Below are 22,282 nucleotides of genomic sequence, written 5' to 3'. Positions count from 1 at the left end.
ATTTCTAAATTCAAGATTTTCAAAAATCTGCAATCAAAAATCGTTACTCTAAAATCTACTAATCGCTTCTTGAATCTTTTCTTCTTTCACACACAAAGCAAATCGAATGTATCCTTCACCATTACTGCCGAAAATCGTTCCTGGCGTGATGAAAATTGATTTTTCGTGTAATATCTTATCAATAAAATCCTCCGATGATGTGATTCCTTCAGGCAATTTTGCCCACACAAATAATCCAACACCTTCTTTATAAACTTTACAATTCAACTTCTCAGCTAATTGCTCTGTTAAAATTCTTCGTTTAGCATAGACCGCATTCATCGAATCAAACCAAGTCTTGTGACTTTTCAAAGCTTCAATCGCTCCTTTTTGAATCCCGAAGAACATTCCACTGTCCATATTACTTTTTACTTTCAACACAGCATCAATACATTCCGCATTTCCTAACACCATCCCTACTCGCCATCCTGCCATGTTGAAGGTTTTAGACAAAGAGTTCAACTCTAATGCTACATCTTTTGCACCTTCTACTTGCAACAAGCTCATTGGATTGTCATTTAACACAAAACTATATGGATTATCATTTACCAATAGTATGTTGTGTTTTTTGGCAAAAGCAACCAATTTTTCAAACAAAGCCAAACTTCCTCTTGCTCCTGTAGGCATGTGCGGATAGCCTATCCACATGATTTTTACTTTCGATAAATCTAATTTTTCTAAAGCGTCAAAATCAGGTTCCCAATTATTAGTTTCTTTTAAATCATAATACACTGGAACGGCACCTACTAAATTCGTTACCGAAGTATAGGTTGGATACCCTGGATTTGGAATTAAAACTTCATCTCCTTCGTTCAAAAAAGCCAAAGAAATATGCATAATTCCTTCTTTTGACCCCATTAAAGGCAAAATTTCATTGGTTGGATTTAATGCAACACCAAAATTATTTTGGTAAAAATCAGCCATACTGCTACGCAATTCTGGCAAACCCTGATAACTTTGATACCCATGTGCATTTTCATCTTGCATCGCCAACTGAACCGCATCAATCACTGATTGTGACGGATTCAAATCTGGACTTCCAATTCCCATATTGATAATTGGTTTCCCTTCAGATGCTAATTGCCTTACCTCTCTTAATTTAGAGGAGAAATAATATTCTTCAACAGTATTCAGACGTTTTGCTAATGTGATCATTGATGCTCTTAATTTCTTTTGTAACTCTTAATTATTAGCCGTTAACGGCTTTGTATTTTTATATTCCCCTAACACTTTGAAATATTCTGCCATGATGGTTATCAACGATTTTGCCTTGGCAAAATCAGCATAATCTTCAAAAGTCACATCTACAAAAAATGAATATTTCCAAGGGGTTTCAATTTTTGGCAACGACTGGATTTTGGTCAAATTCATTTTGCAATCACTCATCACATTCAAAACCGCAGCTAGACTTCCTCTTTTATGATCCAATTCAAATTTGATAGAAGCACGATTAATATCCTTTTCAGCCACAAACGAATTTTCTTTATTAATAATCACAAAACGTGTCATGTTATTTTTTATCGTTTGTATTTCAGGAGCTAATATCTCTAAATCATACATTTCAGATGCAACTCTACTTCCTATTGCCGCAATACCTTTCAATTGATTCGTTTGAATTCTACGAGCAGTTTCGGCCGTATCCTTATCCTCAACAATCTTAATATGTGGATAGGTTTTTAAAAAATCCATACACTGCAATAACGCCATAGGATGCGAATGAACTTCAAGAATATCTTCCATTTTTTGACCTTTCAAAGCCATCAAATTTTGATGAATACTCAAATAATGCTCTCCTATAATGTGTAAATTATTCTTATCTATCAAAGCATAATTTGGAATAATTGGCCCTGCAATTGAGTTTTCAATCGCCATTACCGCTTGGTCCGACTTCCCTGAAAGCAAGCTACTTACTAATTCTTCAAAAGACAAGCATTCGTCAATTTCAACAGCTTCATCATAGTACTCACGTACCACCTGATGATGGAAAGAACCTTTTATTCCTTGTATTGCAATTTTTGCTCCCATAAACTCAAAAAAAAATCCTGATTTTCATCAGGATTGTATATTATTTTTATTTGTTTTTTTACTTTTCAAATAACCATAGCACAACCCTTACTTCTCGTTAAAGAAGAAAAAATAAGTGTTGCTAAAATAAAATCGGTTATTAGACATTACTATCTTTTTTATTAAAAATTCTACGCAAATGTATAAATAATTTTTTATTAACCCAAAAAAAATATTTTTTTTATCATTCTAAAAAAACAACTACCATTTACCATAGTTGTTAGCTATAAAAAAACTAAAAATTAAAGATTAAACTTCAGTTGATCTAACTGTTTTTTAATAATGAATTCTCCAAAATCAACTTTCTTTACCTAGTCACCCTTGAAGGACTATCTTCTCCATTAATTATACTTTGCGAACTAAGTGCTATCGCTTCGATTATTTCAGTCATATTATCTAAATCCAATGTCCCTACCTCATCTGACACCTTATGATAATTAGGCTCAATATCCATTTTAGATGTTGATATTGTATGCGCTGGCACACCTAAGGCAGCCAACCTAGCATTATCAGATCGATAAAAGAGTTGTTCTTTAGGATAAGGGTCTGGATAAAACTTAAAATTAGAGTTTAATAAATTCCGCTGTAAAATTAAACCAAAATCAGACTTTTCAAAACCTGTTATATATGCCGATTTTTTACCCCATTTACTTTCAGTTCCTATCATCTCAATATTAAACATCGCCACCACCTTCTTAGCATCTATGCTTTTTGAAAAAAAATTTGAACCTAACCCTCCTATTTCCTCACCTGTAAAAGCTACAAAAATAATCGTCCTTTGATTTTGATTCTTCTCTTTAAAATAATTCGCCAAAGCGATGACAGCCGTCGTTCCTGAAGCATCGTCATTGGCTCCGTTGTAAATCCTATCTTTCCCACCTTCTTTTAATCCTAGATGATCATAATGAGCCGAAAAAATCACATATTCATCAGGCTTCGTTTGTCCTACGAGTACGGCTACTACATTATTTGCAGATTTCCCCTTGACATCAAACTCTTGTCGATAGCTTTGCAAATCTTTATAAAAAGAAAGACCAATATTCTTAAATTCATTTTCAATAAAAGCAGAAGCTTTTGCTATCCCAGGTGTAAAAATCGCACGACCTTCCATATCATCAGAAGCTAATATGTTTTCTATCCTACTAACATTTACTTTTTCAATCTTTGCTTTTTCTTGTGCTTTTGAATAAAATACCAAAAAGAAAAACAATAAAACAATTGATTTTTTCATATTCAAAACTTTGCTTTTAAATTAACATAATGAACCAAATATACAAATCCAATCAACAAGCTTTAAAAAAAAATAAAAATATATACAGCAACAAGCTTCATTAGCATCTAAAAACAAGAAAGCAAGCAATTTTCTTTTTACTTTTGCAAACAAATAGGATAGGATGTCAATAGCAGTAAATAATATATCTAAAAGTTATGGTGCTCAAAAAGCACTTGACAGTATTTCATTCTCAGTACAAAAGGGAGAAATCGTGGGTTTCTTAGGCCCTAATGGCGCTGGAAAATCGACTTTGATGAAAATATTAACCACTTATATTGCTGCTGATGAAGGCGAGGCTAAAGTAAACGGACAGGATGTATTGGAAAACCCAAAAGCAGTTCAACTTTCCATTGGTTATTTACCCGAACACAATCCCTTGTATTTAGATTTATACGTTCGAGAATATCTAGAATTTAACGCTGATGTTTATAAGGTTCCCAAAACCCGAATTGAAGAAGTAATACAACTCACAGGATTGAGTCCTGAAAGTCATAAAAAGATTAACCAACTTTCCAAAGGGTATCGCCAACGTGTGGGATTAGCCAATGCTTTGTTACACAATCCTGATGTTTTGATTTTGGATGAACCTACCACAGGACTCGACCCTAACCAATTGATGGAAATACGTAATGTAATAAAGAATGTAGGTAAAGATAAAACGGTTTTTCTATCCACACATATCATGCAAGAAGTCGAAGCTATCTGTGATCGCGTCATTATTATTGACAAAGGAAAAATCGTTGCCGATAAAAAATTAGACCACCTCATCTCCACAGACAAACAACAAATCATCGAAGTCGAATTTGATTATAAAATCGAAGAACAAGCGATTGCTAAAATTGAAAATTTGGTTTCATACAAAAACACCCACGACATGACTTGGGAACTGACTTTTCAATCTGAAAAAGACATGCGTCCTGCTGTTTTTGACTTTGCTACCGAAAATGGACTTAAAACCTTGCAATTGAATCAGAAAAATAAAAATTTGGAAGCTATTTTTAGGGAGATTACGAAGTAAATACTTTATGTTCAGAATTTAGTCTTCAGCTAGCAACTATATTAAAACGAAAAAGCATCGTTCCTTTATCAGGACGATGCTTTTTATATTATGATAATACACTATTAAAAAACCTCTTTAGCAATATTATAAATATTATCCGATTTTCCCATCGAATAATAATGCACACAAGGCACACCAAACTCAATCAATTCCTTAGATTGTTGAATGGCAAACTCAACACCTATTTGACGAACAGCTGTATTATCTTTGGCTTGTTCGATTGAAGTTATCAAACTCTCAGGCATGTCTAACCAAAATACTTGTGGTAATAATTGCAAATGACGCTTCACAGCAACAGGTTTAATTCCTGGAATAATCGGCACTGTGATTCCGATGGCGCGAGCTGCTTCGACAAATTTAAAATAACGTTGGTTATCAAAAAACATTTGCGTCACCACATAATCGGCACCCGCATCTACTTTTTCCTTTAAGCGTTTCAAATCGGCTTCCAAACTTGGTGCTTCGATATGTTTTTCTGGATAACCTGCTACACCCACACAAAAATCAGGGGCACTCGCCATAGGCAAAGTATCATGCAAAAACTTCCCGTTATTCATCGCTTTGATTTGTTTCACCAATTCAGAGGCATAGGCATGACCTCCCTTTGCAGGTTCAAAATATTTTTCGCCTTTCATTGGGTCTCCACGAAGGGCAACCAAATTGTCAATTCCTAAGTAATGACAATCAACCAATAAATATTCTGTTTCCTCTTTAGTAAATCCACCGCACAACACGTGCGGAATAGCATCTACACCATATTTGTGCTGAATAGAAGCGCATATTCCCACCGTACCCGGACGCATACGCGTAATGCGACGGTCAAAAAGTCCGTCCTTTTCGATATAAACAAACTCTTCTCTCGAAGTTGTGACATCAATAAAAGGAGGTTTAAAATCCATCAAAGGATCGATATTGGCATACAAATCATTGATATTGCTGCCTTTTTGTGGTGGTACTATTTCAAAAGAGAACAACGGCTTCCCTTTGGCGTTTTCTATGTGTTGTGTTACTTTCATTATATATGTTTCAAGTTTCAGGTTTCAGGATTCAAGTTACTCGAGCAACTTGAAACCTGAAACCTGAAACAAAATTCTTAATCTGCTATATTAGGACTCAACCATTTTGTGGCTTTGTCAGTCGAGATGCTTCTACGTTTTGCGTAATCAATTACTTGGTCTTCTTTGATTTTTCCAAGTCCAAAATACCTACTTTCTGGATTGGCAAAATAATAACCTGATACAGATGCCGCTGGCCACATCGCCATACTCTCGGTCAAAGTTACACCAATTTCTTCTTCTACTTTTAATAATTTCCAAATCGTTGGTTTCTCCAAGTGATCCGGACAAGCTGGATATCCTGGTGCAGGACGAATTCCAGCATAAGTCTCTTCAATCATCGCCTCAGTTGTCAAAGCTTCATCAGGAGCGTAACCCCAAATTTCTTTACGAATTTGCTCGTGCAAATATTCCGCAAAAGCTTCGGCTAAACGGTCTCCTAAGGCTTTCACCATAATCGAATTGTAATCGTCTAAGTTATCTCTATATTCATCCGCCCATTCATCAACCCCAAAACCTGTTGTTACACAGAAAGCTCCCATATAATCGGTTACGCCATTGTCTTTGGGTGCAATAAAATCAGATAAGGCGATATTTGGTGCTCCTTTGGTTTTTTGTGCTTGCTGACGTAAGGTCAAGAATTTCTCCAATTCTTTTCCGTTTTCGTCATACAACTGAATATCGTCATCGTTCACCTGATTCGCTGGGAAGATTCCGTAAATTCCTTTGGCTACAAATTTCTTTTCTTTTAAGATAACTTCCAACATCGCTTTAGCATCTGCAAAAACGGATGTTGCTTGTTCTCCTACTACTTCATCAGTCAAAATCGCTGGGTATTTCCCAAACAACTCCCAAGTTCTAAAAAACGGAGTCCAGTCAATATACGGCACTAATACCTCTAATTCCACTTCAAAACTTTTTGTCCCGATGAAATTTGGTTTTTTAGGGGTATAATTTGCCCAATCCAACTGCAATTTGTTCTTACGAGCATCTTCAATTGTCAAGAAATTTTTATCTCTCGAACGGTTCAAGAACGACTCTCTAAAAGCATCATAATCGGCACGAATTCCAGCAGTATAGGTTTCTTTATTATCATCCAATAAATTCCCTGCCACCGTCACCGCTCTCGAGGCATCATTTACGTGCACTACTGTTGCTTTGTATTGTGGTGCAATTTTCACTGCAGTATGCGCGCGCGAAGTCGTTGCTCCACCTATCATTACCGGAATATTCATTCCTCTTTTGTCTAATTCTTTGGCCAAAAACACCATTTCGTCTAGCGAAGGTGTAATCAAACCACTTAAACCAATAATATCTACCTCATGTTCAATAGCTGCTGCGATAATTTTCTCAGGCGCTACCATCACACCCAAATCTACAATCTCATAATTATTACAAGCCAATACCACCGAAACAATATTTTTCCCAATATCGTGTACATCCCCTTTTACGGTTGCCATCAATATTTTTCCGTTTCCTTCTTTGTCTCCTGCCTGTTTCGAAGCTTCAATAAATGGCAACAAATACGCCACGGCTTTTTTCATCACACGTGCTGATTTTACTACCTGTGGCAAAAACATTTTACCTGAACCAAATAAATCCCCCACGACATTCATTCCTGCCATCAAGTTGATTTCGATTACCTCGATTGGTTTGGTTGCCGCTTGTCTTGCTTCTTCCACATCTTCTTCAATAAAGGCATCTACTCCTTTTACAAGTGAGTGTGTGATTCTTTCTTGAACCGTTCCCAAACGCCATTCTTGAATTTCTTTCTCAGTAGCTTTTGGACCGCCTTTTACGTTTTCAGCAAAATCTAACAAACGCTCTGTAGCATCATCACGGCGATTTAGAATCACGTCTTCCACATGCTCTAATAAATCTTTTGGGATATCGTCATAAATCGTCAACATCTCTGGATTCACAATTCCCATTGTCATTCCTTCCTTGATGGCATGGTACAAGAAAACCGAGTGCATCGCCTCACGTACTACATCATTTCCTCTAAACGAGAACGACACATTACTCACACCACCACTAATGTGTGCGTGTGGCAAATTCTCACGAACCCATTTGGTTCCTCTAAAGAAATCCAATGCGTTCAAACGGTGCTCTTCCATTCCCGTTGCTACCGGAAATATATTCAAATCGAAAATAATATCCTGCGGAGGAAAGTTTACTTTATTCACCAAAATATCATACGAACGTTGACAAATCTCTACTCTACGCTCGTAATTATCGGCCTGACCTACTTCGTCAAAAGCCATGATAATCGCCGCAGCTCCGTAGCGCTTAATCAATTTGGCATGATGGATAAACTGCTCTTCGCCTTCTTTCAACGAAATTGAGTTCACCACACATTTTCCTTGTGCTACTTTCAATCCTGCTTCGATAATATGCCATTTCGAACTGTCAATCATAATTGGCACACGAGCAATATCCGGTTCAGCGGCAATTAAGTTCAGGAATTTCACCATCGCATATTCACCATCAAGCATTCCCTCATCCATATTAATATCGATGATTTGCGCTCCACCTTCAACTTGCTCCTTCGCAATACTCAACGCCTCATCGTATTTTTCTTCCTTGATTAATCGAAGGAATTTTCTAGAACCTGTAACATTCGTACGCTCTCCAACGTTCACAAAAACACTGTCCGGCGTAATAATCAACGGTTCTAATCCCGATAAAACTAAATTTCTTCTTGGTTCTACTGCTGCCATTTTTTTTATTTTGAGTTACTAAGGTTCTAAGATTCTTAGGTCCTAAGTATTATTCTATTCTTATTTTTGGGCGTGTCCCTCCCGAAAAAGGTCGGGTCGGGCTATCCGCTACAAGTCCTCGCTCTTCCTTCGTCAGGCTGTGGGCTTTTCGCTGCTATCCCTCACGCGGGCATTGTGCATTACATCAACTTCTTTTGTTCTATTTTCAAAAGCGAAGTCATTTGTTCAATCCCCATTTTATTTAATCTTAATGCTCGTTCGTTTTGAGACAATCCTAATTTGATTAACTCTGCATTCATACTTTCCATATTTACCAAAACAATCAACTGATGATAGCTTGCCTCATCACGAATATTTCCTTTACTATCAGGATTCTGTTTTCTCCAATCTTTGGCTGTAATACCAAACAAGGCTACATTCAACACATCAGCTTCACTTGCATAAACAATGCCTTTGAGTTTTTTACTAATATCAGATGGAATTATATTTTCTTTTATTGCATCTGTATGAATTCGATAATTTATCTTAGATAACTCTCTACTCAAATTCCAACTTAAAGATAACCTACTATTTTCATCTCCCTTAAGCCTTTGATAATCTTTAATTATATACAATTTAAACTCTGCCGATACCCAAGAAGCAAACTCAAAAGCGATATCCTTGTGAGCAAAAGTCCCACCATATCTCCCCGACTTTGATACTAACCCAATAGCATCTGTCGTGCTTATCCATTTTTGAGGTGACAAAGTAAATGCATTTGTTCCCGCTTCGTTTTTAAACCTATCGAATTCGATAGGTTTAAAATTAGGATTGTTCAATTGTTCCCAAAGACCTATAAAAAGGATTGTATCCTTACTCCTTAGCCAATTGTTAACAACAATAAAAGCATCATCTGGATTTTTAAACTTAGCAATATCGGTCAATGAAAGATAATCATTATCATCTCCAAAATGCAAAACAGCAATATTTGCTCCATTGGCATTCAATATTACTTTTTGTTTAATTTTATCCATAGATTACTTTTCTATATTTCGCTTTGTTCTGATCTAATCTGTCCAACGGGTTAAAACCCGTTGCTACAAAATGTATCGTTCCTACGGCCAACGGGTTAAAACCCGTTGCTACAAAATGTATCGTTCCTACGGAACTATTATATTTATTTTATTCGCTAGTGCGAGCGTCACGTTCGTACACATTCCTATTATTAATATTAAAAAATAACAAGACAAGGGGATAAAACCTTGCAGAAATGTACTATAACGTCGCCGTTGAAACCCTAGGCTTATATTTTGCCGCAGCCTCAGCAATCAAACGGATATGATCTGGAGTCGTACCACAACAACCACCAATGATGTTTACCAAATTATCATCTAAATATTCTTTAATGAAAGCTTGCATTTGTTCTGGTGTTTCGTCGTATTCTCCAAAGGCATTTGGCAATCCAGCATTTGGATGTGCGGATACGTTGAATGACGTATTTTGAGACAAGGTCTGTAAATACGGTTTCAATAAATCGGCTCCTAAAGCACAATTGAATCCCACACTCAATAATGGAATGTGCGAAACAGCAATCAAAAACGCTTCTACCGTTTGTCCAGAAAGGGTTCTTCCTGAAGCATCGGTAATGGTTCCTGAAACCATGATTGGAATATCAATGCCGCGTTCTTCTTTTACTTCTTCGATAGCAAAAAGGGCAGCTTTAGCATTTAAGGTATCAAAAATAGTTTCTACCAATAACAAATCACTTCCGCCATCCATCAACGCTTCCACCTGTTGCTTGTAAGCAATACGCAAATCATCAAAAGTTACGGCTCTGTATCCTGGGTCGTTTACATCAGGTGACATACTTGCTGTTCTGTTTGTTGGTCCGATAGAACCGGCAACAAAACGAGGTTTGTCTGGATTTTTGGCGGTGAATTCATCGGCTACTTGACGGGCAATTTTTGCCGACTCGTAGTTCAACTCATACACCAAATCTTCCATATGATAATCCGCCATACCGATAGTGGTCCCTGAGAAGGTATTGGTTTCTACAATATCTGCTCCTGCTTCAAAATAAGCAGCGTGAACCTCAGCGATAGCTACGGGTTGTGTTAACGACAATAAATCGTTATTCCCTTTTAGAGAATGAGGAAAATCCTTGAAGCGTTCGCCTCTAAAATCTTCTTCGGAAAAATTGTAACGTTGCAACATGGTTCCCATGGCGCCATCGAGAACGAGGATTCTTTTTTTGATTTCTTCTTGAATGCTTGGCATAAGTTTCTTTTTACCGCTAAGACGCTAAGGCGTGAAAGCTTTTTTTTATATTCTATTTTTTTTAAACCGCTAAGGCACGAAGGCGCTAGGAGTTTTTTTTTAATTTTCCTTAAAAGCACTTTCGTGGCTCTTTAGCCCCGATTGAAGCGGAAATCCTTTTTATTTTGTCATACTGAGCTTGTCGAAGTACAAAATAAAAAGATTGCAGCGAAAAGCGGGAACTGACTTCACTAAAAATGCCTAATGCTGTGCTCCTTATCTTTCGTTTTTTAGGAAATGCAAAGTAAAGCAATAGCCTTACCACTTGCAAGTTTTTTTAAGTTGCTAAGTTTCTAAGAATCTAAGTTAGAAGTTAATTAAAAAAAGGCTCTAAGCAAAAACTTAGAGCCTTAGTAACTTAGTATCTTAGCTACTTTAGTTTATCGCTTTTACGACTGCTTTTGGCGCTTCTTTACGAGTACCATCGAATCCGTCAACACCTGATACAGTTGTGTATTTCAATACATAACGTTTTCCTGGGTTGATGATTTGGTACGCTGCTTGACACATCAAAGTAGCTTCGTGGAAACCACAAAGAATCAACTTCAATTTCCCTGGATAGGTATTGATATCCCCAATAGCAAAAATTCCAGGAATGTTAGTTTGATAGTCTAAAGCATTGTTCACTTTGATCGCATTTTTCTCGATTTCTAATCCCCAGTTTCCGATAGGACCTAATTTAGGAGTCAATCCGAAAAGTGGAATGAAATAGTCACAAGGAATGTTACGGTGTGCTCCGTTTTCGTCCAAATCGATAGACTCCACGTGCTCTGCTCCTTTGATTCCAACTACCTCAGCTGGAGTAATCATGTGGATTTTTCCAGCGTCTTTTAATTCTTGTACTTTTTCAACAGAATCCAAAGCTCCACGGAATTCGTTACGACGGTGAATCAAAGTCACTTCAGAAGCTACATCAGCCAAGAAGATACTCCAATCCAAAGCAGAGTCACCTCCACCTGCGATAGCTACACGTTTTCCTCTGAATTCTTCTGGGTCTTTGATAAAATATTTTACTCCTTTATTTTCGTAGAACTCGATATCTTCAATTAATGGTTTTCTAGGCTCAAAACTTCCTAATCCACCAGCAATAGCGATTACTTTGGCATGAAATTCAGTTCCTTCGTTAGAAGTTACGATAAATGTACCATCTTCTTGCTTAACGATAGTTTCTGCACGTTCTCCCAAAGTAAACCCTGGCTCGAATTGTTTGATTTGTTCCATCAAATTATCAACTAAATCTCCTGCTAATACTTCTGGAAATCCAGGAATATCATAGATAGGTTTCTTTGGATACAATTCAGACAATTGCCCACCTGGCTGTGGCAATGCATCAAGGATATGACATTTTAATTTCAATAATCCTGCTTCAAAAACGGCAAATAAACCAGTTGGACCGGCTCCTATAATAAGGATATCTGTTTCAATCATTTTGTATTGACTTTGGGCTTTGGCTATAGGCTCTTTGCTTTGGGCTGTGAGCTGTGAGCTTTGGGCTATTGTTTATTTATTAACTTTATTCTTTTTCTTTATTTTTTAATGAGGCTGTAATCTCATTCATCTTTTGCACTTTCTCTTCAAAGTCACCTTTGAGTGTGTTGCGATAATCGTTTAGATTTTGCACCATTTGATTGATGTTTTCTGGAATTACTTCTTCGAAAAATTCTCGCAATCGCTTAGCCGTTGTAGGTGATTTTCCGTTGGTCGAAATCGCAATCTTGACATTGCCTTTGGTTACAATTCCTCCTAAGTAATAATCACATAAATCAGGTGTATCAGCGATGTTGCAAATCAAATATCTTTTTCGAGATAATTCATACACTCTTTTATTGACCTTCAAAACATCTGTACAAGCAATGACCATGTTGCGTTTCTTCAACATTTTTTTCTTGAATCTTTTTTTAGTCAATTTTACTGTGGGATGAGCCTCAGCAAGAGTAACCAATTCAGGAATAAAACGTGGTGCTACCACTTCAACATTCGCATTAGGACTTGATTTGAGTAAAAAAGATAGCTTTTCTAAACCTACATTCCCTCCACCTACAATAAGTACACTAAGGTTGTGTAATTTTAAAAATATAGGATACAACTCGTTGCGCTCTTGCGTTTCGACTTCTACACTATTGTTGTTTATCTCTTTGTTTTCACTCATGATTTTATGATTATGCTTTAGCTAAATCTGCTGCTCTGTATGCTTCTAATTTTTCAAAAAACGTAATCGCTTCTTGAATATATTGTTTAGCAAACGCTTCTGTTGGTTCGTTTTTGTTGATTTGGTACACTAATTCTTTGAAAGAAGTTCCCAATTCAATTTTATTACTTTCTACAAATACAGTCTCAAATGAATCAATGATTCCTGCATGAGTATTTGTTTTTTGTTTTTCAGCTAATAATAAAGCTTTCGCTCCATTTACAAAACCTGCGTAAGCTTGGTAGATTGTGTCTGACCATTTTCCTTCTGCAAATGATTCTTCAGCATTGGTTAGTTTATCTTTAGCTTCGTACAATAAAGTAGCAACTAAGTCGATAACTACACCTGCACATTCTCCAACACCAACAGCTTTCACATAGTTATCAGCATTACCCCAGTCAACAAAATCAGCTTCGGTAAGGTTGGTAACATCCGCTAATGGTTTCAAAAATTCGTAGAAATACTTTTCTCCTTGAGCATCATAATAATCTAAGAATTTGCTTCCGTTAGCATTTGCTTCAAAATCATTCAAGATTAAACGCAAGGCTTCTGGTCCACGACGGCTAGGGATTTTGATTACTTTATCGGCAAAACGACCGTTTCCGTTTCCTAAAATTCCACCACCTAATAATACTTGTAACGCTGGCGCAACTAATTTCCCAGAATTGATTGACATTCCCTGGAAACCTATCTCAGCCATATTGTGTTGTCCACAAGCATTCATACAACCACTAATTTTGATTGTAATTTCTTTATTATCTGCAAATTGTGGGTATTCTGCTTTAAGTACTCTTTCTAATTCATCAGCAATACCAGTACTAGATGCAATTCCTAAGTTACAAGTATCTGTACCAGGACAAGCGGTGATATCACCAATGGTATCATAACCTAACTGAACCATGTCTAATTTGGCTAACTCTTGGTAGAAGAATGGTAAGTTTTCTTCTTTAATGTTACGAATCACAATGTTTTGACGCAATGAAAAACGCAATTCATTTGCTCCGTAGTTTTTAATCAAATCAGCTAACAATCTTGCTTTATCCGTATAAAAATCTCCTAAAAGTACTTTTACACCAATCGCTACATATCCAGCTTGTTTTTGAGCAATTACATTTGATTTTTTCCAAGCTTCGAATGCTTCAACATCATCAATAGTTACTGTTGGCACTTCTAATAAAGGCTCTGTGATTGGTCCTTCAAAAGCAGTAGTATCTATTTCATAAGAATGGAAAGGCAAGGCTTTTTTCTCTTCTTCAACCAAACGCAAGAACTCATCACGTCCTAAATCTTTAATCAAGAACTTCAAACGTGCTTTTAGACGTTTTGCTCTTTCACCGTAACGGTCAAAAATACGAATCACTCCTTCGGCAGTTGGAATAATTTGGTTTACAGGTACAAAATCAGAAAGCAATTCGGCATGTGCAGGTTGAGAACCTAATCCACCACCTAACATGATTTTGAATCCTTTTTGCCCATCTACAATTTTAGGAATGAATCCTAAATCGTGTAAATAACTCAAGGCTGTATCTTTATCAGAAGATGAGAAAGAGATTTTAAATTTACGTCCCATTTCTTGACAGATCGGGTTACGCAATAAATATTGGAATAATCCGTGAGCATAAGGAGTTACATCAAATGGCTCATCAGTATCAACACCTGCTAGTTCACTTCCTGTAATATTACGAACTGTGTTTCCACAAGCTTCTCTCAAGGTAATATCATCTTTGGCTAATTCAGACCACAACTCAGGAGTTCTATCTAAACTTACGTAGTGAATCTGAATATCTTGACGCGTTGTAATGTGCAAACGACCCGTAGAATATTTATCTGAAACCTCAGTAATTCTTTTTAGTTGTTCACTCGTTACTTTTCCGTAAGGTAATTTAATACGAATCATTTGCACGCCTTCTTGACGTTGACCGTAAATACCACGAGCTAAACGAAGACTACGAAAACGCTCGTCATCTATTTGTCCACCACGGAAGGCGTGAATTTTTTTCTCTAAATCGATAATCTCTTTTTGGACAATCGGGTTTTCTATTTCTGATCTAAAAGTTTCCATATCTCTGATTTTCCTCCCCCTAGCCCCCTCCGTAGGAGGGGGAAACTTGGTGGATGTTGATTGTGTTATAATCTGACTTTAAACTTCATTTACAAAGTTTATTTATAATCTCTCCCTCTTCGCCAGAGCGAAAGGGAAGGGACGGGTATTATTATCTAATAAATCCTACTCCAGCGGTTGTATTTGTTGCTGGATCGATTAAGATAAAAGCTCCATTTGATTTGTTATCATCATAAGCATCAAAATATAATGCTTTACTTAACTTAATAGACACTTCACCTATTTCATTAATTGCCAACTGAGTAGCGGGTGTAGTTCCAGAATAATCCGTTGCAATTACATTCTTAATACTATCCACTTTTGCTAAAACTCTATTAGTATTGTGTTGTACTAAATATTTAGTTCCTGCTACTAATTTTTTGCTATCCATCCAACAAACAGTTGTTGTGATTTCTTTTTCAACTTTTGGCAATTCATCTGATTTTACAATCATATCACCTCTAGTTACATTGATGTCATTTGCTAATTCCAAAGTAATAGAAGAACCTGCCACTGCCTCATCAAATTGCTTGTCAAAAAAGTGAATATTAGTTACTGTTGATTGTGTCAAAGAAGGCAATACCGTCACTGCATCTCCTACTTTAATATTATTTCCGTATAATTTACCTGCGTATCCTCTAAAATCGTGATATTCCTCAGTTTTAGGACGAATTACCGTTTGCACAGGAAAACGTGCCTGACCTTTTTCATACACATCCTTTGGCTCTAAATCCTCTAAATGCTCTAAAATTGTTTGCCCTGTGTACCATGGCATAGCAGTTGTTTTCTCAACCACATTATCTCCTGTCAAAGCACTTAATGGAATATAGCTCACCACTTGCTCTTTGAAAGTACTTTTAGCATTCAATGCTTCAAAATCAGCTTTGATTTTATTGAAAACCTCTTCTGAGTAATCAACTAAATCCATTTTGTTTACTGCCACAATCACTTCTTTTACTCTCAACAAATTATTGATAAAAAAGTGTCGGTATGTTTGCTCAATAACTCCTTTACGAGCATCAATCAAGATGATAGATACTTGTGAAGTTGAAGCTCCTGTTACCATGTTACGTGTATATTCTACGTGACCTGGAGTATCAGCAATAATGTAACTTTTCTTAGCAGTAGAAAAGTAAATATGAGCCACATCAATAGTGATTCCTTGTTCTCTTTCAGCAACTAATCCATCAGTAGCCAAAGAAAAGTCTAGATAATCATATCCTTTTTGCTTACTACTTTTTTCAATTGCTTCTAATTTATCTGTTGTTAACGATTGTGTATCGTATAATAACCTTCCGATTAGTGTACTCTTTCCGTCATCTACACTTCCTGCCGTTGCTATTTTTAAAACTTCCATTCTTGTTTATAGTTTAAAGTTTAAAAGTTTAAGGTTTCAAGTTTTTATATCGACCTTTTGAATAAACTTCTAAATCTGAATATTTTTTTTAACTTCTAAATTTTACTTATAACTTATTTACTAATAACTTATAACTTCCTATTAAAAGTACCCTTGTTGTTTTCTTTTTTCCATGGCTGCTTCCGAACGTTTGTCGTCAATTCTAGCCCCTCTTTCAGAGATAGTTGAGGATCTAATTTCGCCTACTACTTCAGAAATGGTAGCTGCATAAGAATCAACCGCTGCTGTACAACTCATATCTCCTACCGTTCTAAAACGTACAATTCTTTCTTCAACAATTTCGTCTTCTTCTTGATATACGTGTGGAGAATGTGACCAAATCATTCCATCTCTCAAAAACACCTTACGTTTGTGTGAAAAATAAATCGAAGGGATTTCAATTTGTTCTTGTTCTATATAACTCCAAACGTCTAATTCAGTCCAGTTTGAAATAGGAAATACACGTACGTTTTGTCCCATCTCAATTTTTCCATTCAATAAATCAAACAGCTCAGGACGTTGATTTTTTTCATCCCATTGACCAAAATCATCACGAACAGAGAAAATACGTTCTTTAGCTCTTGCTTTTTCTTCATCACGACGCGCACCACCAATACAAGCATCAAATTTAAATTCTTCGATAGCATCTAACAGAGTTGTTGTTTGCAAACTATTTCTACTTGCATATTTTCCTGTCTCCTCAACCACTTTCCCTTGATCGATAGCATCTTGCACATTACGTACTATAAGCTCCAATCCTAATTCTTTTACCAATTTATCTCTAAACTCAATAGTTTCAGGAAAATTATGCCCCGTATCTACGTGTAATAACGGAAAAGGAATTTTGGCTGGAAAAAAAGCCTTTTGTGCTAATCGCACCAAAGTAATCGAATCTTTTCCTCCTGAAAAAAGCAACACTGGCTTTTCAAATTGAGAAATCACTTCTCTAAATATGTAAATCGCTTCGCTTTCTAAAGCATTTGTTTTTAAAACTGAACTCATTCTTTTTTTTGTTTAAAAGTTTAAGGTTTAAAGTTTAAGGTTGTTACTCCTTTTCTATAACCTCTTAACATTTTCTATTTTCTATGTATCTCTTCTATTTTTCAACTAACCGATTAAACAACTAACCGATAAACTTTTATTTTCCGTGCAAACCACATTCTTTATGACTTGATTCCCACGACCATCTTCCTGCTCTGATATCTTCTCCAGGAAGAATCGCTCTTGTACATGGGGCACAACCTATACTTACAAATCCTTTTTTATGCAAGCTGTTTTGTGGCACATTATTATCGTCAATGTATTTTTGAACCTCTTCTAATGACCATTTTAACAAAGGATTGAATTTAATGATTTGGAAATTAGCATCGTATTCAAATAAATGTAAATCACTTCTGTTCTCCGACTGCTCTGCCCGCAAACCTGTAATCCATACTTCATTTCCCGCCAAAGCTTTCTTAAGCGGTACTACTTTACGAATAAAACAACATTCTTTTCTATTCTCAACTGATTCGTAAAAGCTATTTGGCCCTTTCTTCTCTAATAATTCCTCTACTGCTTTCGCTTCCGGAAAATATACTTTAATTGGTGTTTTGTATTTCTTTTGAGTTCTATGAAAAACATCATAAGTCTCTTGAAACAAACGACCTGTATCTAAAGTAAAAATTGTCACTGGAGCACCACTTTTTTCAATTAGGTCAGTAATCACCTGATCTTCCTGCCCAAAAGAAGTGGAAAAAACCACTTTATCTTTATATTCATTTGCTAAAAAAACAAAAGCCTCTTCAATGGAAAAGTCTTTTGTTTTTTCAATTAATGCATTCACTATTGTTGTACTCATTTGTTTTCTTTTTCTATAAAATCTATTACCCTATCGGTTTAGTAGATTACTCCGCAAAATTACTACTTATTTCCAAATAACAAAACATTATATTCATTTTTTTTAATCACCCTAGATTCTAATGTATTGAAAATCCGAACTTAAGCCTAATACCACTTCTCAAAACACCAATTTCAAATAAAACTCAACTTTAACATAGCTGCTCAACCCTTGCAAAACCTCAAATTCTGCGCAAAGATACATTAATTTTTTTTAATTTATTTTTTAAACTCTACTTTACCTATAGGATTATTATAAAATAGTTATTAGATTTGCCAAAAAATATATCAATATGGACTTTCAATTAGGATTAGTTATTGCTGGTTTAGCAGTAGGATTTGTAGTAGGATTAACAGGTGTAGGTGGTGGTTCCTTAATGACCCCTATTTTATTGTGGTTTGGAATTCCTCCCACCACAGCTGTAGGTACGGATTTATTATATGCGGCATATACTAAAATGGCCGGTATATTTGTACATCATAAAAAGAAAAACATCAATTGGAAAATTACTGGATGGCTTTCCCTAGGAAGTATCCCTGCGGCGCTAATCACATTATGGATTTTAGATAGCATCAAAACCGATATTTCGGCCGTGAATGCTGTTATAAAATACAGCTTAGGTTGGGCTTTGCTGTTCACATCAGTAGCAGTGCTTTTCAAAAAGAAAATCATGGACTTCTCTAAAAAACACTCTGGTGATAAATTCCACAAGGAAAGTAACACGCAAAATATGTTAACTATTGCAATAGGCGTAATGCTTGGTGCAACAGTAACTTTAACTTCGATTGGTGCTGGTGCATTAGGAACAGTAACCTTATTTTTCCTTTACCCTCTTTTACCCACTCCCAAATTAGTAGGTACCGAAATTGCTCACGCTGTACCCTTGACCTTGGTAGCAGGTCTTGGACACGCCACAATGGGAAATATCGATTATTTGCTATTAGGACAATTGTTAATGGGTTCTTTACCTGGTATTTTTATAGGAAGTATGTTAAGCGGTAAAATTCCTGATTTGTATTTAAGAAATGCTATCGCCATCATGTTGTTTTTTGTGGGATACAAATTAATTTTTTAAATATATAAATTTGTTACAATTTAGCAAAACAAACAAAAACGACCCTTTCCAAATGTACAGTGGAAAGGGTCGTTTTTTATTTGGGACTAAAACTTTTAAAAAGCAATATCAGCTAAACTATTATTTTCTAAAATCATCAAAGTATTATCACGTACTTCAGTCATCAATTTTCGAACCGCACAACTGGCTTCATCTGTGCAATCATCGCAAGGCTCATAAAAGTTATGACTAGCACATGGTAATAAGGCTATTGGCCCTTCAAGAATGCGATATACCTTAGCCATGTTAATATCCTTAGGTTCTTTGATTAAATAGTAACCGCCACCTTTCCCTTTTTTGGCTCCTAAAAAACCTGAATGACGCAACAACAACAAGATACTTTCCAGAAACTTAATCGAAATGTTTTCAGACTTTGCAATATCAGCAATAGCCACAGGTGTTTGATCTTCCTGTCGTGCCAAAAAAGTCAACGCTTTGATTCCGTATTTTGTTTTTTTAGATAACATTTTGAATTAAGGATTTTTTATTTGGAAATTAGCATTTAAGATATCCATGTATCTTCAATTTTATCAATTTCCCAAACACCATTTATTTCTTTTACATAGACATTGTAACCTCGTCCACATCTTCCACAATAACTAAAACTAGCTTTAAATAAACCTTTCGTTTTTTCTTTATCAAATTGAATTCTAGAAATAGTAAAAATCCCAGAAAACACAAAGTTATAATTTCGTTCAAATAGAAGATAAGGATGATTGTCTGTATTAGGAAATTCTGAAATATTTTTTAATTTAAATTTATTATTTAGCTTGATTTTACTATAATCAAACAGAAATTGCCTTAAGGTATCTTTACCTTTGACTGAAAATTCTGAAATTGAAAATTCCTCTAATAACTTTTTGTCAAAATAAGGATTAAAATCGTTTTTAATCCAAGGATTGAAGGCTAAAATTATTTCAGAAGTATCTTTTTTTGCAACTTCTCTCCTTGTTTCCCATTTTTTATACCTAATTTCTTGCTCTTCTGTTATTTTAGTAGAATCCAAAAAAACATCTCCTTTTTTATCAGTAACAAATTCACCTAACATTGGAGAAGGTTCCACCATCCTACTATCTACACAAATAGAATCAACTAAACTCGGCAAAATTTGAGTTAAAACCGCTTTTTCTAATTCAAATTCATCTTTGTTACTTTCACAATATACAGTTGACAAAAATAAAAGTAAAGTACTAATTGAAACAACAATTTTAATCATAGTAGAATAATTAAAATCAAATATGATAAAAAAATATGAATAAAAAAAAAACGATTTTTGATTTACAGAAAATCTGCAATCAAAAATCGTTAATCTACAATCTCAAATATTTATAACAATGCCTGCTCCAAATCAGCAATTACATCTTTTACGGTTTCTAAACCAACAGAAACACGTACTAAACCATCGGTTATACTAACTGCTAATCTTTCATCTACAGACAATTTACTATGTGTTGTAGACGCGGGATGGGTTACAATCGTTCTAGTATCTCCTAAATTTGGCGAAAGCGAACACAATTTAATTTTATCTAAAAATGCTCTTCCTGCTTCCAATCCTCCTTTAATCTCAAAAGCTACAATATTACCACCTGCTTTCATTTGTTTTTGAGCAATGGCATATTGAGGATGCGACTTCAAGAACGGGTATTTGACTTTATTCACATTAGGATGTTTTTCTAAAAACTCCGCTACTTTCAAGGCATTCTCACAATGTCTGTCTAAACGAATAGACAATGTCTCTAAGCTTTTGGACAATACCCAAGCATTAAAAGGCGATAATGACGGCCCTGTAAGACGTGAAAACAAATAGATTTTCTGAATCAATTCAGCACTTCCTACCGTTACCCCACCTAAAACTCTACCTTGTCCGTCCATTAATTTAGTTGCAGAATGCACTACTAAATGCGCGCCCCATTTGATAGGCTGTTGCAAATAAGGTGTTGCAAAACAGTTATCAATAATTAAAATCAAGTTATGCTTTTTAGCAATATCCCCTAGTAATTCCAAATCAATAATATCTACCCCTGGATTTGTTGGTGACTCTGCAAAAAGAATCTTGGTATTGGGTTTGATGCAACTCTCAATAGTCTCCGGCTTATCAATATCAAAATAGGTCGTTTCTATTCCCCATTTTGGAAAATAATTAACAAACAAAGAATGTGTAGCTCCAAAAATACTTCCTGCTGACACTATATGATCACCTGAATTCAATAAAGCAGCCAAAGTCGAATAAACAGCAGCCATACCTGATGCAAAGGCAAAACCTGATTCGGCTCCTTCCATTTTGCATACTTTCTCAACAAACTCGTTGTTGTTCGGGTTGCTGTAACGGCTGTATATATTTCTATCTTTTTCATCCGCAAACGAAGCACGCATGTCTTCGGCATCTTCAAACACAAAACTGGAAGTCAAGTACAAAGGCACTGAATGCTCTAAATATTGCGTTCTTTCTAATTGGGTACGTATCGCTTCGGTTTCAAAACCAAATTCTTGTTCGTTCATTCTATTATTTTTAAACACGAATTGCACAGATTTGCACAAATTCTAATTGTTGTAAATTTCACTAACTAATTCATTAGTTAATCTATAATCCTATTCGATTTCAATAAAAAAGCTAAAATTAAATCTTCGCTAATTCTGCTCCATTCAAAACCACTTTGTAATGAATAGTTGCTGTAGGTTCTACTGTTTTAGAAACCGAGCAGTATTTTTCAAAAGACAATTGTGCCGCTTTAGCCGCTTTGTCTTCTTTGATGTTTCCTTCTAAAGAGAAAACCAAGTAAATATTTTTAAACGGTTTTGCATCTCCTACTTGTTGACGTTCTCCCTCAACCTCAGCTTTAAAAGAAGTGATTTCTTGACGTTGTTTTTTCAAGATCGAAATCATATCAATAGCACTACATCCTGCTACTCCCATTAATACTAACTCCATTGGACTTGGTCCCATATCATTACCTCCAAAATCTGGACGCGCATCTACATTTACTATATGTCCACGATCGTTTTTTAATTCGAAGTGGAAGTTTTCATTTACTCTGTTTAATGTTATTTTCATATTTCCCCTCCCCAACCCTCCCCAAAGGGGAGGGAGCCAAGACCGA

The 22,282-nt window shown here is 35.7% G+C and carries 19 protein-coding genes; 2 read left to right on the top strand and 17 right to left on the bottom strand.

What is annotated here, in order from left to right:
* Nucleotides 1-48: 48 nt before the first annotated feature.
* The 3 genes from SLW70_RS05595 to SLW70_RS05585 form a co-directional block, all read right to left on the bottom strand.
* On the bottom strand, nucleotides 49-1,194 hold the full coding sequence (locus SLW70_RS05595; protein WP_320891071.1) for a pyridoxal phosphate-dependent aminotransferase: 1,146 nt from the start codon (nucleotides 1,192-1,194) through the stop codon (nucleotides 49-51).
* A gap of 27 nt (nucleotides 1,195-1,221) precedes the next feature.
* Nucleotides 1,222-2,064, bottom strand: coding sequence for a prephenate dehydratase (locus tag SLW70_RS05590; RefSeq protein WP_320891069.1), 843 nt, complete (start codon nucleotides 2,062-2,064; stop codon nucleotides 1,222-1,224).
* Nucleotides 2,065-2,410: 346 nt separating this feature from the next.
* Nucleotides 2,411-3,334, bottom strand: coding sequence for a M20/M25/M40 family metallo-hydrolase (locus SLW70_RS05585; RefSeq protein WP_320891067.1), 924 nt, complete (start codon nucleotides 3,332-3,334; stop codon nucleotides 2,411-2,413).
* 163 nt (nucleotides 3,335-3,497) lie between these two features.
* On the opposite strand from SLW70_RS05585, the gene gldA reads away from it, so the two are divergent.
* Nucleotides 3,498-4,394, top strand: coding sequence for a gliding motility-associated ABC transporter ATP-binding subunit GldA (gldA, locus tag SLW70_RS05580; RefSeq protein ID WP_320891066.1), 897 nt, complete (start codon nucleotides 3,498-3,500; stop codon nucleotides 4,392-4,394).
* A gap of 104 nt (nucleotides 4,395-4,498) precedes the next feature.
* On the opposite strand, the gene metF is transcribed toward gldA, so the two are convergent.
* The 10 genes from metF to SLW70_RS05530 all read right to left on the bottom strand — a co-directional run bounded on the left by metF (nucleotide 4,499) and on the right by SLW70_RS05530 (nucleotide 18,031).
* Nucleotides 4,499-5,452 (bottom strand): methylenetetrahydrofolate reductase [NAD(P)H], encoded by a 954-nt coding sequence (gene metF, locus SLW70_RS05575; protein WP_320891065.1) that lies wholly within the window; start codon nucleotides 5,450-5,452, stop codon nucleotides 4,499-4,501.
* A gap of 77 nt (nucleotides 5,453-5,529) precedes the next feature.
* Entirely contained in the window at nucleotides 5,530-8,211 is a 2,682-nt protein-coding gene (metH, locus tag SLW70_RS05570) for a methionine synthase (protein WP_320891063.1), read from the bottom strand.
* A gap of 179 nt (nucleotides 8,212-8,390) precedes the next feature.
* Complete coding sequence (locus tag SLW70_RS05565; RefSeq protein WP_320891062.1) at nucleotides 8,391-9,224, bottom strand: KilA-N domain-containing protein; 834 nt, start codon at nucleotides 9,222-9,224, stop codon at nucleotides 8,391-8,393.
* Between the two features lie 241 nt (nucleotides 9,225-9,465).
* Nucleotides 9,466-10,467, bottom strand: a complete 1,002-nt coding sequence (locus SLW70_RS05560) for a homocysteine S-methyltransferase family protein (protein ID WP_320891061.1) — start codon at nucleotides 10,465-10,467, stop codon at nucleotides 9,466-9,468.
* Nucleotides 10,468-10,881: 414 nt separating this feature from the next.
* Nucleotides 10,882-11,934: an NAD(P)/FAD-dependent oxidoreductase gene (locus tag SLW70_RS05555; protein ID WP_320891060.1), complete on the bottom strand. Its 1,053-nt coding sequence runs from the start codon at nucleotides 11,932-11,934 to the stop codon at nucleotides 10,882-10,884.
* 85 nt (nucleotides 11,935-12,019) lie between these two features.
* Nucleotides 12,020-12,655 (bottom strand): bifunctional precorrin-2 dehydrogenase/sirohydrochlorin ferrochelatase, encoded by a 636-nt coding sequence (locus SLW70_RS05550; RefSeq protein WP_320891059.1) that lies wholly within the window; start codon nucleotides 12,653-12,655, stop codon nucleotides 12,020-12,022.
* Between the two features lie 10 nt (nucleotides 12,656-12,665).
* Nucleotides 12,666-14,756 (bottom strand): nitrite reductase, encoded by a 2,091-nt coding sequence (locus SLW70_RS05545; protein WP_320891057.1) that lies wholly within the window; start codon nucleotides 14,754-14,756, stop codon nucleotides 12,666-12,668.
* Nucleotides 14,757-14,907: 151 nt separating this feature from the next.
* A complete protein-coding gene (locus SLW70_RS05540; protein WP_320891056.1) occupies nucleotides 14,908-16,152 on the bottom strand; it encodes a sulfate adenylyltransferase subunit 1 in 1,245 nt (414 codons plus the stop codon).
* Between the two features lie 141 nt (nucleotides 16,153-16,293).
* A complete protein-coding gene (gene cysD / locus SLW70_RS05535; protein ID WP_320891055.1) occupies nucleotides 16,294-17,193 on the bottom strand; it encodes a sulfate adenylyltransferase subunit CysD in 900 nt (299 codons plus the stop codon).
* Between the two features lie 136 nt (nucleotides 17,194-17,329).
* Nucleotides 17,330-18,031: a phosphoadenylyl-sulfate reductase gene (locus SLW70_RS05530; protein WP_220763095.1), complete on the bottom strand. Its 702-nt coding sequence runs from the start codon at nucleotides 18,029-18,031 to the stop codon at nucleotides 17,330-17,332.
* A 331-nt stretch (nucleotides 18,032-18,362) separates the two neighbouring features.
* Here SLW70_RS05530 and SLW70_RS05525 point away from each other — a divergent pair, with 331 nt between their 5' ends.
* Nucleotides 18,363-19,145, top strand: a complete 783-nt coding sequence (locus tag SLW70_RS05525; protein WP_220763098.1) for a sulfite exporter TauE/SafE family protein — start codon at nucleotides 18,363-18,365, stop codon at nucleotides 19,143-19,145.
* Between the two features lie 95 nt (nucleotides 19,146-19,240).
* On the opposite strand, the gene SLW70_RS05520 is transcribed toward SLW70_RS05525, so the two are convergent.
* From SLW70_RS05520 to SLW70_RS05505, 4 genes are all read right to left on the bottom strand, one after another.
* Entirely contained in the window at nucleotides 19,241-19,651 is a 411-nt protein-coding gene (locus tag SLW70_RS05520; RefSeq protein WP_220763100.1) for an RrF2 family transcriptional regulator, read from the bottom strand.
* Between the two features lie 35 nt (nucleotides 19,652-19,686).
* Nucleotides 19,687-20,400: a hypothetical protein gene (locus SLW70_RS05515; RefSeq protein ID WP_320891054.1), complete on the bottom strand. Its 714-nt coding sequence runs from the start codon at nucleotides 20,398-20,400 to the stop codon at nucleotides 19,687-19,689.
* A 110-nt stretch (nucleotides 20,401-20,510) separates the two neighbouring features.
* A complete protein-coding gene (locus SLW70_RS05510) occupies nucleotides 20,511-21,683 on the bottom strand; it encodes a trans-sulfuration enzyme family protein (protein ID WP_320891053.1) in 1,173 nt (390 codons plus the stop codon).
* 118 nt (nucleotides 21,684-21,801) lie between these two features.
* Nucleotides 21,802-22,236, bottom strand: coding sequence for an OsmC family protein (locus SLW70_RS05505; RefSeq protein WP_320891052.1), 435 nt, complete (start codon nucleotides 22,234-22,236; stop codon nucleotides 21,802-21,804).
* Nucleotides 22,237-22,282: the final 46 nt, after the last annotated feature.

Source organism: Flavobacterium sp. NG2, assembly GCF_034119845.1.
Classification (GTDB): Bacteria; Bacteroidota; Bacteroidia; order Flavobacteriales; family Flavobacteriaceae; genus Flavobacterium.
The sequence above is the reverse complement of the archived record's forward strand: the minus strand, read 5'-3'. Positions and strand labels throughout refer to the sequence as shown.

Coding starts and splice junctions, on each gene's coding strand:
- metF (WP_320891065.1), bottom strand. CDS start 5,452: ATGAAAGTAACACAACACATAGAAAACGCCAAAGGGAAGCCGTTGTTC.
- SLW70_RS05515 (WP_320891054.1), bottom strand. CDS start 20,400: ATGATTAAAATTGTTGTTTCAATTAGTACTTTACTTTTATTTTTGTCA.
- SLW70_RS05550 (WP_320891059.1), bottom strand. CDS start 12,655: ATGAGTGAAAACAAAGAGATAAACAACAATAGTGTAGAAGTCGAAACG.
- SLW70_RS05520 (WP_220763100.1), bottom strand. CDS start 19,651: ATGTTATCTAAAAAAACAAAATACGGAATCAAAGCGTTGACTTTTTTG.
- SLW70_RS05530 (WP_220763095.1), bottom strand. CDS start 18,031: ATGAGTACAACAATAGTGAATGCATTAATTGAAAAAACAAAAGACTTT.
- metH (WP_320891063.1), bottom strand. CDS start 8,211: ATGGCAGCAGTAGAACCAAGAAGAAATTTAGTTTTATCGGGATTAGAA.
- SLW70_RS05525 (WP_220763098.1), top strand. CDS start 18,363: ATGGACTTTCAATTAGGATTAGTTATTGCTGGTTTAGCAGTAGGATTT.
- SLW70_RS05590 (WP_320891069.1), bottom strand. CDS start 2,064: ATGGGAGCAAAAATTGCAATACAAGGAATAAAAGGTTCTTTCCATCAT.
- SLW70_RS05545 (WP_320891057.1), bottom strand. CDS start 14,756: ATGGAAACTTTTAGATCAGAAATAGAAAACCCGATTGTCCAAAAAGAG.
- SLW70_RS05585 (WP_320891067.1), bottom strand. CDS start 3,334: ATGAAAAAATCAATTGTTTTATTGTTTTTCTTTTTGGTATTTTATTCA.
- SLW70_RS05505 (WP_320891052.1), bottom strand. CDS start 22,236: ATGAAAATAACATTAAACAGAGTAAATGAAAACTTCCACTTCGAATTA.
- gldA (WP_320891066.1), top strand. CDS start 3,498: ATGTCAATAGCAGTAAATAATATATCTAAAAGTTATGGTGCTCAAAAA.
- SLW70_RS05555 (WP_320891060.1), bottom strand. CDS start 11,934: ATGATTGAAACAGATATCCTTATTATAGGAGCCGGTCCAACTGGTTTA.
- SLW70_RS05540 (WP_320891056.1), bottom strand. CDS start 16,152: ATGGAAGTTTTAAAAATAGCAACGGCAGGAAGTGTAGATGACGGAAAG.
- SLW70_RS05560 (WP_320891061.1), bottom strand. CDS start 10,467: ATGCCAAGCATTCAAGAAGAAATCAAAAAAAGAATCCTCGTTCTCGAT.
- SLW70_RS05595 (WP_320891071.1), bottom strand. CDS start 1,194: ATGATCACATTAGCAAAACGTCTGAATACTGTTGAAGAATATTATTTC.
- SLW70_RS05565 (WP_320891062.1), bottom strand. CDS start 9,224: ATGGATAAAATTAAACAAAAAGTAATATTGAATGCCAATGGAGCAAAT.
- SLW70_RS05510 (WP_320891053.1), bottom strand. CDS start 21,683: ATGAACGAACAAGAATTTGGTTTTGAAACCGAAGCGATACGTACCCAA.
- cysD (WP_320891055.1), bottom strand. CDS start 17,193: ATGAGTTCAGTTTTAAAAACAAATGCTTTAGAAAGCGAAGCGATTTAC.